General features: G+C 64.8%; 16 protein-coding genes and 1 riboswitch. Of the genes, 9 read left to right on the top strand and 7 right to left on the bottom strand.

The annotated features are described in order from the left end of the window. The first annotated feature begins 307 nt into the window (after positions 1-307). The gene (locus BO226_RS25245) at positions 308-1,501 is read left to right on the top strand and encodes an IS110 family transposase (protein ID WP_064257581.1); all 1,194 of its coding nucleotides are present in this window, start codon (positions 308-310) and stop codon (positions 1,499-1,501) included. A gap of 32 nt (positions 1,502-1,533) precedes the next feature. On the opposite strand, the gene BO226_RS25240 is transcribed toward BO226_RS25245, so the two are convergent. Then, on the bottom strand, positions 1,534-2,013 hold the full coding sequence (locus BO226_RS25240) for a GNAT family N-acetyltransferase (RefSeq protein WP_064257580.1): 480 nt from the start codon (positions 2,011-2,013) through the stop codon (positions 1,534-1,536). A 200-nt stretch (positions 2,014-2,213) separates the two neighbouring features. Between BO226_RS25240 and BO226_RS25235 the strand changes: the two genes are divergently transcribed. The 4 genes from BO226_RS25235 (at position 2,214) to BO226_RS28280 (ending at position 6,176) form a co-directional block, all read left to right on the top strand. Continuing rightward, positions 2,214-3,119 (top strand): aminoglycoside phosphotransferase family protein, encoded by a 906-nt coding sequence (locus BO226_RS25235; RefSeq protein WP_071936621.1) that lies wholly within the window; start codon positions 2,214-2,216, stop codon positions 3,117-3,119. Between the two features lie 284 nt (positions 3,120-3,403). Further along, positions 3,404-3,483, top strand: a riboswitch (ZMP/ZTP riboswitch). 23 nt (positions 3,484-3,506) lie between these two features. Continuing rightward, on the top strand, positions 3,507-4,352 hold the full coding sequence (locus BO226_RS25230) for a bifunctional 5,10-methylenetetrahydrofolate dehydrogenase/5,10-methenyltetrahydrofolate cyclohydrolase (protein WP_071936620.1): 846 nt from the start codon (positions 3,507-3,509) through the stop codon (positions 4,350-4,352). Between the two features lie 375 nt (positions 4,353-4,727). Then, positions 4,728-5,498, top strand: a complete 771-nt coding sequence (locus BO226_RS25220; protein WP_156895403.1) for a hypothetical protein — start codon at positions 4,728-4,730, stop codon at positions 5,496-5,498. A gap of 504 nt (positions 5,499-6,002) precedes the next feature. Continuing rightward, positions 6,003-6,176 carry a hypothetical protein gene (locus BO226_RS28280; protein WP_232238169.1) on the top strand — a complete coding sequence of 58 codons (174 nt, stop codon included), beginning with the start codon at positions 6,003-6,005 and terminating at the stop codon, positions 6,174-6,176. 61 nt (positions 6,177-6,237) lie between these two features. Here the strand turns inward: BO226_RS28280 and BO226_RS27405 are convergent, their stop codons facing one another. From BO226_RS27405 to BO226_RS25200, 3 genes are all read right to left on the bottom strand, one after another. Beyond that, complete coding sequence (locus BO226_RS27405) at positions 6,238-6,486, bottom strand: hypothetical protein (protein WP_156895402.1); 249 nt, start codon at positions 6,484-6,486, stop codon at positions 6,238-6,240. A 130-nt stretch (positions 6,487-6,616) separates the two neighbouring features. Beyond that, complete coding sequence (locus BO226_RS27400) at positions 6,617-7,060, bottom strand: hypothetical protein (RefSeq protein ID WP_156895401.1); 444 nt, start codon at positions 7,058-7,060, stop codon at positions 6,617-6,619. Between the two features lie 252 nt (positions 7,061-7,312). Then, complete coding sequence (locus BO226_RS25200) at positions 7,313-7,798, bottom strand: hypothetical protein (protein ID WP_071936619.1); 486 nt, start codon at positions 7,796-7,798, stop codon at positions 7,313-7,315. Positions 7,799-8,021: 223 nt separating this feature from the next. Here BO226_RS25200 and BO226_RS25195 point away from each other — a divergent pair, with 223 nt between their 5' ends. Continuing rightward, entirely contained in the window at positions 8,022-8,525 is a 504-nt protein-coding gene (locus tag BO226_RS25195) for a hypothetical protein (RefSeq protein WP_071936618.1), read from the top strand. A 479-nt stretch (positions 8,526-9,004) separates the two neighbouring features. Here BO226_RS25195 and BO226_RS25185 read toward each other — a convergent pair whose 3' ends face one another. Further along, positions 9,005-9,478, bottom strand: coding sequence for a hypothetical protein (locus tag BO226_RS25185; protein ID WP_156895400.1), 474 nt, complete (start codon positions 9,476-9,478; stop codon positions 9,005-9,007). Between the two features lie 281 nt (positions 9,479-9,759). Next, positions 9,760-10,152, bottom strand: coding sequence for a barstar family protein (locus BO226_RS25180; RefSeq protein ID WP_071936616.1), 393 nt, complete (start codon positions 10,150-10,152; stop codon positions 9,760-9,762). A gap of 219 nt (positions 10,153-10,371) precedes the next feature. Here BO226_RS25180 and BO226_RS25175 point away from each other — a divergent pair, with 219 nt between their 5' ends. Next, complete coding sequence (locus tag BO226_RS25175; protein WP_071936615.1) at positions 10,372-11,172, top strand: DUF6924 domain-containing protein; 801 nt, start codon at positions 10,372-10,374, stop codon at positions 11,170-11,172. 281 nt (positions 11,173-11,453) lie between these two features. Further along, positions 11,454-11,900, top strand: coding sequence for a hypothetical protein (locus tag BO226_RS25170; protein ID WP_156895399.1), 447 nt, complete (start codon positions 11,454-11,456; stop codon positions 11,898-11,900). A 222-nt stretch (positions 11,901-12,122) separates the two neighbouring features. On the opposite strand, the gene BO226_RS25165 is transcribed toward BO226_RS25170, so the two are convergent. Continuing rightward, on the bottom strand, positions 12,123-12,395 hold the full coding sequence (locus tag BO226_RS25165) for a hypothetical protein (protein WP_156895398.1): 273 nt from the start codon (positions 12,393-12,395) through the stop codon (positions 12,123-12,125). 292 nt (positions 12,396-12,687) lie between these two features. On the opposite strand from BO226_RS25165, the gene BO226_RS25160 reads away from it, so the two are divergent. Next, positions 12,688-13,260, top strand: a complete 573-nt coding sequence (locus BO226_RS25160; RefSeq protein ID WP_156895397.1) for a hypothetical protein — start codon at positions 12,688-12,690, stop codon at positions 13,258-13,260. Positions 13,261-13,374: the final 114 nt, after the last annotated feature.

Here is a 13,374-nt window from a genome sequence, read left to right as displayed (position 1 = left end):
CTCATCACAACACCCCTGTTCGGCCAGATCGTCGTGCACTCGACTCCTGAAACGGACAAGCGATCGAGTCCGCCCCGTTACCTTCTTCGTAGTCCCGCACCGCGGGACCACGGTCGCCAAGTTCGGTATGACTTCTTGCCCCTGTCTCTCGAATGATCCGGGGGGTGGTGTCGCCGAACCTGGTGACGTCGATGGACCGCTGATAGGGACACGGCCACCGGATTTGCGGTAGGTCTCTTCGTAACGTGGGTGCCGGGTATCGACGTCGGATCGGTGACCGTCCGGAGCGGAACGAAAGGCACGCTTCATGGACCCGACCTACGCCGTGTTCTGCGGCATCGACGTGGGCAAAGGCGAACACCACGCCGTCGGACTCGACCCTTCGGGCACTCGACTGTTCGACAAAGCCCTGCCCAACGACGAAACCAAACTGCGGACTGTGTTCGACCGTCTCGCCGAACACGGCCCGGTACTGGTGATCGTCGACCAACCGAACACGATCGGCGCTCTGCCGGTCACCGTGGCCCGAGCCTGCGGCCACGCCGTGGCGTACCTGCCGGGATTGACGATGCGCCGCGTCGCCGACCTCTACCCGGGTCAGGCCAAAACCGACGCCCGAGATGCGTTCATCATCGCCGACACCGCCCGCACGATGCCGCACACGCTGCGCCGGGTCGATGTCGGTGACGAGGCCCTGGCCGAACTCGGGGTACTCGTCGGATTCGACGACGATCTCGCCGGTGAGGCCACCCGCATCAGCAACCGCATCCGCGGATTGCTCACCGGAATCCACCCCGCTCTCGAACGCGTCCTGGGCCCCAGGATCGCGCATCCGGCCGTGCTCGAAATCCTGTCGCGCTGCGGTGGACCGGTCGGTATCCGCAAGGCCGGCAAGCGCCGGCTCACCACACTCGCAACCAAGCACGCTCCGCGAATGGGCACCCGTCTCGCCGAGGAGATCCTCGCCGCCCTGGATGCGCAATCTGTGACGGTGCCGGGCAGTGCCGCCGCCGAGATCGTTCTGCCGAAACTTGCAGATTCTCTGAAAGAAGTTCTGCAGCAGCGCAAGAGCATTGCCGAGGATGTCGAGAGGATGCTCGACGACCACCCTCTTTCCCAGGTCCTGATGTCGATGCCCGGCGTCGGCATCAGGACTGCAGCCCGCGTCCTCCTCGAGGTCGGTGACGGTTCCGCGTTCGCGTCTGCGGCACACCTGGCGGCCTATGCCGGTATCGCCCCGGTGACTCATCGTTCCGGGTCGTCGATCCGTGGGGAGCACCCCGCCCGATCGGGCAACCGCAAGCTCAAACGGGCGTTGTTCCTGTCCGCATTCGCCGCGTTACACGATCCGACCAGCCGCGCCTACTACGACCGCAAACGCGCCGAGGGCAAGAAGCACAACGCCGCCCTGATCTGCCTTGCGCGGCGGCGCTGCGACGTCCTCTACGCCATGCTCAAGAACAAGACCTTCTACCGGTCCCCAATCGCAGAAGCAGCATGAGCACAGACCACGAGTTGGGGCTTGACCCGTTGTTAGCGCACTTGCTTCGCCAGATGGATCAGCGCATAGCCGCCCGGAGTCGGAGTGCGGTGCGTTTCCTGATACCCGAATCGGGAGTAGAGCCGCAGGTTGCCGAGGCTGCGCTCACCTGTGAACAACTGCAGATCAGTGATCTGCTCAGGTAGTCGCTCTTCCACCAGTTCGAGCAGTCGACTGCCCCGGCCCTGGCCTTGCATGTCCGGGGCCACGACCAGCCTTCCCAACTCGGCGGTATGAGGCTCCGTCGGAGAGAGATACACGCGCACGGCGGCGACGAGACGTTGGGAGTCATCGCGCAACCCGAACGCGAGCACGTCGGGCTGCGTCAGCTCACTCACCAACTCGTCGAGGGATTGCATCAACGGGGGAAGGTTCACGTCGTCGTGGGCCTGCGCCTCAGTCACATATGCAGCACGCTGCAACGTCAGCAGCTCACCCGCGTCCCCACCTGACAGTGTCACAACGGATTCCATGCATGTCGATTATTCCAGCCCCTACCGGACCGCACTTCAGTGGCATCCCCGGTCGGTTGACATCAACATAGGGACACCCCCCCTGACTGGTGCCCTGTCAGGGGATCGTCAAACAGGACACGTCTCACCAGTACCGCCTGGGCATCTATGGACGACGGGAACCAAAACGCTGGCGAACGGCTCACGTACCGTGGCTTGGTATGACCAGCCCCGAGATCGAGATGACCGCAGATTTGGTCCGCGAACTTCTCCAGGACCAGCACCCCGACCTTGCTGGGCTGGCTATCCGCGAGGTGGCGGGCGGCTGGGACAACCAGATGTGGCGCATCGGCGACGAGTTGGCCGTGCGCATACCTCGCACCGAACGCGCGCCGGATCTCCAGCGCAAGGAGTGCCGGTGGCTTCCCGTCCTAGCTCCGCGCCTGCCTCTCCGGGTTCCGACCCCTGTGCGGGTGGGCGAACCGTCCGCCCGCTTCCCGAAGCCTTGGACCATCCTGACGTGGGTCCCCGGGCAGCCACTGGACGGCACCTCGATCACTCGCGGCGACCACGCAGCCGACATTCTGGCCGGCTTCCTTACGGCCCTCCACGTGGAGGCGCCCGCCGAGGCGCCGACCAGTTCGGACCGCGGCGCTCACCCCAGGGAGTGCACGGACGGTTTCGAGAGGTACATGGAATCCGTTGCCCCCGAAAATCTTGCCGTCGACGCCGGGAGAATCCGGGAAGTCTGGAGCGACGCTGTTGCAACTCCCGGGTGGGATGGGCCGCCGGTATGGCTGCACGGTGACCTCCATCCCGCGAATGTCGTCGTTACGGACGGGACGCTCTCGGGCGTGATCGACTTCGGGGACATGTTCGCCGGCGACCCGGCCTGGGATCTCGCAGCCGCATGGCTACTCCTCCCCGCGGGCAGGTCCTCACGGTTTTTCGAGGGATACGCGCAGGCGGACGACGCGACGATCCGGCGCGCCCGCGGGCTGGCTGCCCTGAAAAGCCTCTTCCTCATCCTGATGGGCCAGAACGGGGAACAGGGCCTTCCTGGCGGCAAACCGACATGGGGTCCCTTGGGCCGGGCGACGCTCGATCGCGTCCTGACATCGGGCTAAGTAACTCGTCGCTGGCTGCAGTGTTCTGTTCGGCGATCCTCAAACAGCACCCCTCGACCACTGGGATCACGCCGACTGACGGCCATGCGAAACGACTTGATCCGCAGGGCAATCAGCGATGGCATGTCACGCGCTGCGATCACCGCTGCCGCCCGGCGCCCGGGAGCGCATCTACTCAAATCCGGGATCCTTGGTGCAGCCGACGATCAATCCCGGTCGGCTGAGCTCGTCCGCGGGGAGTCGACACTCGGCGGCGGTAGCCATCGGTGAGTCGCGCAGTTACGCTTGCCTCGCACGACTGGCGCGGGTGGGCAACCACCGGGGAGTGCGAGCAGAGCAGACATCGACCGCCTGGGTGTCCCTCGACTTCGATCGAGAGGACCGACTATGACTGCTCGGATCATCGACGGCCGGAATGTGGCGGCTGCGCTCTTGGAGACGGTTACCCGAGAGACTGCCCAGTTCACCCAGATACACGGACGGCGCCCGTGCCTGGCGACCGTGCTCGTCGGCGACGACCCGTCCTCCCACACCTACGTCCGGATGAAGCGCAACCGGTGCGCGGAGGTGGGCATGGAATCGCGGTACGTCGAACTTCCGGAAGAGACCACCACCGCCGCACTCGTTGCCGAGATTGCAGCTCTGTCCGCGGACCCGACCGTCGACGGAATCTTATTGCAGCACCCGGTCCCAGCTCATATCGACGAGCGCGCCGCGTTCGAGGCGATCGCACCAGCGAAGGATGTCGACGGCGTCACCATGCACAGCTTCGCAGCAATGGCTTTCACCGAGAGAGGTTTTCATTCCTGCACGCCGGGCGGGATCCTTCATCTTCTTGACGCCTACGAAGTTCCCTTGGCTGGACAGCACGCGGTCGTCGTCGGGCGCAGCCCGATCCTCGGAAAGCCTGTTGGGATGTTGCTCCTCGCTCGAGACGCGACCGTCACCTACTGCCACTCACGTACTCGAGACCTTGCCGAACGCGTTCGAGAAGCCGACGTTGTCGTCGCTGCCGTCGGTCGACCCGAACTTGTCCGTGGTGAGTGGATCAAGGACGGTGCGGTGGTCATCGACGCAGGCTATAACCCCGGCAACGTCGGGGACGTCGATTATGCCGGCGCAGCTCAGCGAGCTCGACTGATCACACCAGTGCCCGGCGGCGTGGGGCCGATGACGATCGCAGTTCTTCTCGAACAGACACTCACCGCGGCCAAGTCAGCCTGTTCGGACTGACCCACGATCGAGCACGCAGCGAAAACGTTCTCCTCGACAATCGTCAAACAGGACAGGTGCCGATGCTCAGCCGAAGAACGAGCGTCACACCGCCGTCGGGCGTTTCGGTCAGTCTTTCCTTGCCGAGACCCTGAGACCGTAGTGGTCGTGGGACAGACAAGGGGAACGGTACGGGAGTGGCACGCCGAGCTCGGGTGGGGAGTGCTGGACTCCCGTGACACTCCTGGTGGGTGTTGGGCGCATTTCAGCCCCATCGACGGAACGGGATTCCGCGCACCGGCCGTGGGCGCGGCCGTCCAACTCGACTGGGAACCCGCGCGGCAGGGCGGCTACTCCTTCCGTGCTACCCGTATTCAACCGCTGGACGAGTGAGTCGTGATGCTCTCGAACAACGAGGACGAAGGGTTGGTGTGGCAGGCACACGACGTCCTCGATGATGTCTCTGCCGGTGACTGGGTCACCGCCGCGTTGCCTCGTTTCGATGCCGCCATCGGCTCATTGGTGCCGCCGATCTATCCCGCCTACACGCGGGTTCTGCATCCCGCGATGCGCGTCGTGTCCGACTCCGGTGAACAAGTACCGGTGCGATGGACCGAGGTCGCGGGTATGACCGGGGCGGTGATCCATCCGACCGTCGAGTGGTTTTCCCTGTTGCACGCCGGGATCAGCCGCGGTGCCGGCGACGGCAAGGACACCGTCTGGGACGATGCACCCGAGATCGGGGACATGCCCGAAGAACAGTTCGTCGCGTTGGCAACGGTGCTGGCCGGACACACCGAAACCCCGGACGACTGTTGGTTCGGGTTCTGGGAAGGGCGCGGCGGACTGTCGGACATCGAACTGTCGAAAAACACGCCGCGGCTACATATTCCTGGGCGCGACAACTACCTGGTCCACGGCACCGTGCGCGATGCCGTCCGCACACTCGGCTGGTGTGGTCCGAACCTGTGGTGGCCGCAGGACCGGGCATGGTTCGTCGCCACCGACATCGACCTGATGTCGACCTATATCGGCTCATCCACCGACTACGCCCGGGCGTTGGCCGCGCACCCCGATCTGGAGGTCATCGACACCGGCAACCTCCGGAAGGTCACCTGGGACAGCGACGAGATCAACCCGCTCCCGCCGCGCCCCTACGGGCAGTAACCCGCGACGATCACCTGCGCTGGGGCGCGCACCCGATTCCACCTGCGAGACGACGATCGTCACTCATCGTCGACCGGGTGCACGCGCTCCGCCACGAATGCGAAGCCCTCGACCGGGCTGCTCGCCTTCTGCCACTCGAAGGTGACGTGCCGGCCGGGGATGAGTTTTCTAAAAGCCCTCGACCTCGACCTCGCTGAAGTGCGCCCAGCAGCCTCCGGGGGTCTGTTCGCAGTCGATGACGCCCCACCCGTCCTCGCTGTTCCAGAACGGACGACGCCTCGGGAAGTCATCTCCCGATGATGCAGTACATGGTGGTCGGAGGAGATACTGACGACATGGGAGAGGACGAGGCGATCGCGACGACGCGGGTACGTCGGGGTGTGCCGGTGGCCTATCGCGGCCCCGACACCGACCGCGACATCCTCAATCCCGAGACGGGGCCTCCGATGCTGTTCCACGGCCATCCGGGCCGGATCACCAATCCTGCAGTGCAACCACATCCTGGTGGACTGGGTCGGTCTCGAGGACGAGCCTGCAAGCTTTGCCGTCGGCTACTGCCCCCACACCATCGACGGCAGGCGGGCCGGCCCTGTCGTGCCCGCTCTGGCGGAGATCTCGGAAGACGAGTACCTCCTGCGCAAACAGCGGATCGACAAAGGCGAACGCCCCATCCCGTAAGCACTGAGCCGCTGCAACCCGCGGTACACCTCTCGACCACTCCGAGACACCCCGGAGTGAGTCACCGGTCCCGACCTGCGGCGCCGAAGTCGGGTTCGCCCGCCACTACCGGCTGTTGTCCCACGAACTGGTCTTCGTACTCACCCATCATTGGCACAGCCTCGCCGAGGGACTGGATCCCGCCGACTTCACCGACCACCAGGCCATTGCTGCTGTCACCCGGCTGACCGGCGGCAACTTCCGGCTCATCGAGCGCCTGTTCCGTCAGGTCGACCGCATCCGCCGCCGAAACCCTCGTCAGCGGCACCATCTGAACTTCGTGGTCCTGCCATCCACCCCCGGTGGCGCACCAGAGAACAAGTCGTGCGTCACTTCATATCGTCCAGGAACCACCCGAACGGAAATGACTCCGCAAGACCCTTCCGATTCTCTGCGACCAGCTACGGGGCACGTTGCAGGTGGCCGGGGCCGCTCCGATGACGGCCCACCCATTGAGCGAGACCGGTCACGAGTACTGCCAAGAACGCGACAGGCCAGAAGAAACCCAACAGATCAGCCAATCCGGGCTTCGACGAAAACACCATCGCGAAAAACCCCACGATCGAAAGACCGAACAATGCGGCCGTCGCCAGCCAGGCAACACGCCGCCCCGGCAAGAACACGGGCATCAGACACACCAGCACCGGTACGGCGAGAACCGGCCCAGCCGCCATCCCGAAGTAACTCCAGATCGACGCGTTACAGGCCTCGAGATTAGGGACCTCCCGCGAATACATCCCTATCTCGCAACTCGTGATCTGCAACATCGGGCTGGTGGCTGCCCCGACTCCCACAAACACAGCGACAAAGACCAGCAAGACCCAGCCCCCACGCATCACGATCATCACAAGATCATGCACCATACGAAACGCCCGGACGGGACGCCGCACACCGGAATCCGGCTTACTGCGCGTCCGAACATAATCCGAATCTGGGCCGGGTGTGTGCCTCGAGCGACGCTATTCGATCGTGTCGCCGCGGTCGGTGCATCGATCCGGTCTTTCGGTGCCCCAGGCCTCAGCGATTCGCATAGTCCTTGCGGGGTCGCCGCGACCGTGACAGACCGCTGCTGCTCGAGTAGGGCACGTCGGATGCGCTCACCTCAAGCACAACGCGCCGATGTCGGCGATCACGCGATCAGCGCTACGCGCCACCCACACAGGATTGCCGTCTCGGAGCGTCGGCATCAACAGTCGCTGCTCGTTGATGGGCCACTGCACGAAAGGCATTCCACCGGCCAACTGATCTTGCACCTCGCCGGCGATGAATACGGTCAACTCCTGCACCGACTGCTCGATGTGCAGACCCCCGAACCCGAGACTCTTGAGCGTCGTGGTTCCCACAGTTTTGCGCCGGGGCCGGGGGCCGGCGGCAAGCAACAGGTGGCAGTGACCGGAATCGAGCACCGACACCGTCCACAAGCAGTTCTGCACATAGGTGTCGGGACCGTGCCAGCGGCACTGCAGATCTCGCCCCACGGCGTGACATGCACCGACCATATTCGCCGGAGCATCGTGCGGTGCATCCGGTCCGGCGATCGGAAACGTCCAGACGTTCAGGTAGTGCTCGTCGGGCACGAACATGGCACCAGGATCGCATGACAACAGCCCCCGAGCGGGCGACAACACATCGCAGAGAAGTGAGACGGACACAGCCGGGGCCGACCGACTACTACTCGGGCCCCGGAGACGGAGACGGATCGGCACCGTGCGACGCGCAATCAGGGGCATGAGAAGACCACGCAGAGCCCTTCTGCCTAGAATCTGCCGTAAACCCAACGGTCATCGGCCCGGGGGAACGGAGTCCATGATGCGGTGGTTGCTGTTCTTCCTGACGGTCGGTGTGGCGGCAGCACTCCCGCTGTCCGCCCCGGCCACCGCCCATGCCTGTTCATGCGCATACGAGCCGAACGGACCGTACATCACCGAACAGATCTCCCGCGCTGCCGCCGCCTTCACCGGCACCGCCACCGAAGAACGCACCGACGGGGACACCGTCTACTACGAGTTCGACGTCCACAACGTCTTCACCGGGGATGTCGGATCCACCACCGTCGTGTCGTCGAGCACCCAGGGTTCTGCGTGCGGACGTGGTTTCACCCTCGGCATCGAGTATCTCGCATTCGTCTCGACCCACGAAACGAAGAACGCCCCCTGGTCGGTCGAAGCATGTTCTGCAACAACCGAATCAACCAACACATACACCCGCGACGCTGCGAACACCGTGTACGGGCCACCTCACCGGCCCGACTCGCAGACACGGCCTATCGGCATCGACGACATCCGCCCCTGTGGCAGAAATCCCTGCTGATCATTGCGGTAGTCGTCCTCGCTGCAATGTTGATGCATCGCTGGGCCCTCCGCGGCAGACACCGCTGACGAAGACACCGGCGAAGAACCCATCATGAGATGCAGCGAAGACCGGCAGCACACGCCACCGCACATCGCCGGACCCCGGCGGTAAACGAGTGCGCCGATCAGCGCTCCCAGCACGCTACCGCCGAGGAGCGGTGCAGTGATGTACCCGTGCGGCGAAGGAGAGTCGATGCGGACCGGCGCGAAGTCCAGTGGCTGGTAGCCGGCGGTGTAGAAATCGAACGGCTGCGAAGCGACACCACAACACGGCAGCGTCGGCGAGGTCTAAATATTCTCCGGATGCCGTCGACCGCATCCGACACTGTGGCATGCGTCGATTTCGCCGTTGCCGAAGCGCAGCGAATCCTCGAGCTTGACGACCTGCGCAATGATCGCACGTTGCGCCGGGTGCTGCGGACCGAGGTTCCTACCCCATCAGGGTGTCCCCACGCGGTCGCCGTCACCGATGCCCGAGGGGTCGGTGCCGGGCGGGAACTCGTGTAGATAGAACGTCGCTCCGTCTTCGATCTCGCCCGCGTGGAAAGCGGGCGACTCGAACCGGTTCACAGTGATCGTGTAGCCGCGTTGATTCGCAGGAACCGCCTCGAAGTGCGCTACATAGGTACACACGCCCGTACCGTCGGCGTTGCGGTCGACGGTGCCGACTTCCAGCACAGAACGCGCCGAGGCGGCCGCGCTCTCACCGTGTATCCACACCGTGTCGTTCGGTGCGACCGGGACGGCGGCGACGATGCACTGTCCGGTCTGTGGATCGGCTTGCTCCGCGTTCCCGACGACCGTGACCGTAGCGGGAAAGGTCTCCGGCTTCTCGGTGTTCGATACACAACCGGTCAGGACCACCGTCCCGATCGACAGTGACGCTGCAACCAGTCCACTCGTTCGCCCCATGAGGCCACCGTAGAGCGTCCCCGGCAGACCGGCCCGATCTTGGCCGATGGGGGTCGAGAAGGTCTGCCAGGGACAGCGGCGGCGGAAGGCTGCCGGTGCGGGTGTGTGCACGGCAAGGATGTGGTCGTGGTCGGTGGCCCAGACGGTGCCCTGACTGTCGATGGTGACATCCGGGTTGGGGGGTGTGGATTTCGGTGCGGGATGATGTGTCCGGTTGGGGTCGGTGAGGCTGAGCAGCCAGTATTCGCGGTCGTCAAAAGATTGCGGTGGGAATCGTTCTCCTACTGAAGTTCGAGTTCGACGTTGCGGAACTCGAAGATGTCCACGAGCCAGTCGAACACTGTCGGTCCCTCCGCGGCGATCGCGCGGTCCAGCTCTCGCCGCACCCTCGCCTTATTGTCGGGATGACATTGCTCGAACCGGATCTCGAGCTGGCGAACGGTCTCCGCGTACCCGAGAGCTGAGCGTGACTCGCTGCTGTACTGCCAGACGAAACAAAACTTCCCGTCGTCGGGTGTGCCATATCCACCGGTCAGACAGTCAGCGAAGGCATCCAAGTTGCGGCCGAAATACCCACCCGGCCCCGACACTGTTCCGCCCACCACGCAGAAAAAATCCTCGAGCGACCGAATTCGACGGCCGTCGATGACGTACACGGCATTGCTGTGCGACATTCCCACTCCATCCTTTCCCGATCCGGTCTCATCGAGCTCTTCCATACTCCGATCGGCGGTAGGTCGTCCACAGAGTCCATGTCGGGTCACATTCCCAAGATCCGAGCTACAAGCTGATAAAACCGGTAGGCGTCACCTCCGAATGACGGTCGGCGCCGCGGGACCGAATCGTTCCGTGACACGACCACGATTCGTACGCTCGCGATAGGAGAGACTCCGATGACTTTCCCCGACGTCGACATTCCACTGCTGCGGCTCGACTACAACAACGAGCAGGCATGGAACGACGTCCTGCACACAGCTCTCGGTGAGGAGTCCGAACGCACCGATCCACTGACCATCGTCGACGACCCCGACTTCGGCGGCATGGACATCGACGAACTCCTCGCCCGCCTCAACGAAGACGACCCGGGATATCGATTCCTCGTCATCGCCGATACGCGTACTCTCACCGAGACGGACCACCCGTTCACCCTCGTCACCGTCACCGATCCTCCGCACAGACTGCCGCTCGCAGCCCACACGGTCTCGGACGTGGTGGCTAATCTGTGGATCAGCAACCTCGACATCGAGGACTACCTCACCGCGGCCGACCCGGACGGAATCTACCGAGCAACCCCACCGCAGCGCACCGAACCGCAGGAGCGCACCATCGAGGTCGAGGAGATCGTCGACGCGATGGGCGACGGTCCGTGGCCGGGAACGCTCGAAGAGTTCCGCCTGGGCCTGCTCGAGTACCGCGCCCGGGCGGGATTTCGCGCGGTCGCCACCCTCGTCGATACCCAACGCGTCCGCAAGAACAGGTCCCTGCGCCCCCTCTCGGGGTACTTGAAGTACTGGGATGTGTACGGGCACGAAAGCTACACGGAGTACCTCGCCGCGCTCAGCGAAGAACGGCAGGTTCTCTCCTTCGAGTTCTCTTTGACGAGCGGTGATCCGAACAATCATTGGCGGGCGATCCTCGATCCGTCCACCCTGCGGGTACTCGCAGCAGAGCGATGGATCAAGCGCTCAACCTAGTCACCTTTGAGGTCTCGGGGTGCTGGTCGATTCATCGCGCCGCAGTCACCTCGTCACACCCTGTGACGCTTACGCAGTCAGTATCCCTGCCGTAGCCCACCGCTGAACGAACTGCTGCCGGGCGATATCGGCCGCCTCGACGCTGAGCCTGGCTCGATCGGCATCGATGTCCTGGCGTCTCGACCTTGTTCGACACCGCCCACCCGGCAAGGACCTGCCATGACCGCACGCCTGCCGAGCAGCATCGCCGCCGCCATCGTCGCACTCGTGGCGATCTGCGGGTGCAGCACCGACCCGGGCGCGCCGACCGCCGGGCGTGCCCCACTTCTGCGGACGCGTTCCCACCGGCGCACTCGTCCCTCGAGTTGCCCGCCTCCACCATTCCGTCCGCGGAGCAGGTCACCGAGATGCTCGCTGCCGCGTTCGACTACGACGTCGAACTGGATACGCGAGTGCGTCTGTTCGAAGGCGCCAGCCTCGACACACCCGATCCCGTCCAGCAGGTCGCGCACACCGGTGAGGCGACATTGCGCGCCACCACCGTCGTACCGGATGGTGCACAGGCTCTGGCGGTCTCGGTGGTGGGCACCGGCGCCCCCGGCGGCGTTGCGCAGGCCATCACTGTCGCGCCCGGAGACAACGCCGTCGTCCCACTCGTGGCCGAACACGGCATCTGGAAGATCAACAGAGCCTGGATATGCACCCTGGCCGGCCCGCACTGCCGGTAGCAGCCGCATCCGTAACCGCGTCGTCGGCCCTGCTGTTGTAGGCGATGCGCTCGGCCGATACCCCGTATGACCGCGGCAGACTTTGGGCACCGGTGACTCCGGCGATACTCGACGGCGCTGGACGTGGTGAACGTGAGCGTTCACCTGGCGCATTCGTGTTCGCGTACCAGGCCGGCGCGACGTCCCGTCCGCCCGGGGGATATCAGTGATAGTGAAGTGACGTCACCCGCGGTCGGTCCGCACACCATCCATGTGCTTGGTGCGGAACCACATCCAGCTCCACACGCCGGCCACCGCGACGACAAGACCAACGATCGCCAATGCCGACGGCCCCCATTCCACGACACGCTCGGACACGGAAGCACCCGCATGGGGTCCGGTCGCGAACGTCCACTGACAGCGGGATGCGACGATCCCCACCCACTGCTTGCCGGCACTCGCTGAGGTCGCGATCACCGCCTCGGAACCGGCCATGCTCGATGCCAGTCGAGTCATGCACACCTCGGTCGGTGCCGTAATGAAGAAGGCGGCGACATACAGGATCAGGCCGACGGCGGCACCTGCTGGCGCGAACGCCCGGATGATTCCCGGCCGATATCGGTGTCGAGACGTGTCTCGGAAAGTCACAGGGATCCCCCTCGACGGCGACGGTGCGGGTAGGGGTCAACCTACCGCCCCCCACAGGCGGAGCGACCGGCTTCCCGGAAGGGGCACTGTCCGGCACTAGGGTCAAGGTCATGCAGGCGTCCTTATGGTCCCGGTCCGGTGTGCTGATCACCCTCGGCGTGTGCGCAGTCCTGACTGCGTGTGCCTCCCCGCCCGACCGGCCGGTGCCGACACCGGAGCCGAGTCCTTTTGTTGCTCTACCGGACCGAACCGGCGGCCAGCCTTCGCGGCCGGCGTTGCCGGAAGTCTCGGCCGCACCACCCGGACGTGGCTCGAGGTCGACGGCAGCTGGCGCGGCCGGGTGATTCTGCCCGACGTCGGTACCAGCGCCTGTTCCCATCAACGGGTGTCGGTGCAACGGTGGTTCGAGGCAACGACGAGTACCTTCGCCGAGTTCGACGCCGGCGGCGGCGATCCGGGGCGAGAATTCACCCTCGCCGCCATCGTCGACCTCGAACCCCGACCCTCCCTTGGAACGGACCCTCAGGCCCGACACGCGGTGGTCGGCACCTTCGTCGATTCGTCGGGGGCGCAGGTGCAGTTCCACAGCACCGACGGCCTCGACCTCGAGGTGCGCGACGAGGGCCGTCAGGTGGTGTTCGCGTTGACCGCGACCGGGTCCGGAGTCGATATCGATCCGGCGCCGCTGACCGTGCGTGGGGTGATCACCTGCGCGGCGGTCACCGAGTCTTGAGCGGCACCGGACCGCGTGTGTGCTGGCGGTGGCGTAGCAGCAGCCCCACCCCGACCGCCGCAGCGAACTCGTCGGCCTGATCTGCGAGCATGCTGTCGACGACAGGATGAGCAT

Origin of the sequence: Rhodococcus sp. 2G (genome assembly GCF_001886355.1) — a bacterium.
GTDB lineage: Bacteria > Actinomycetota > Actinomycetes > Mycobacteriales > Mycobacteriaceae > Rhodococcus > Rhodococcus pyridinivorans.
Note: the sequence above shows the minus strand (reverse complement) of the source record. Positions and strands in the feature narration are given on the sequence as shown.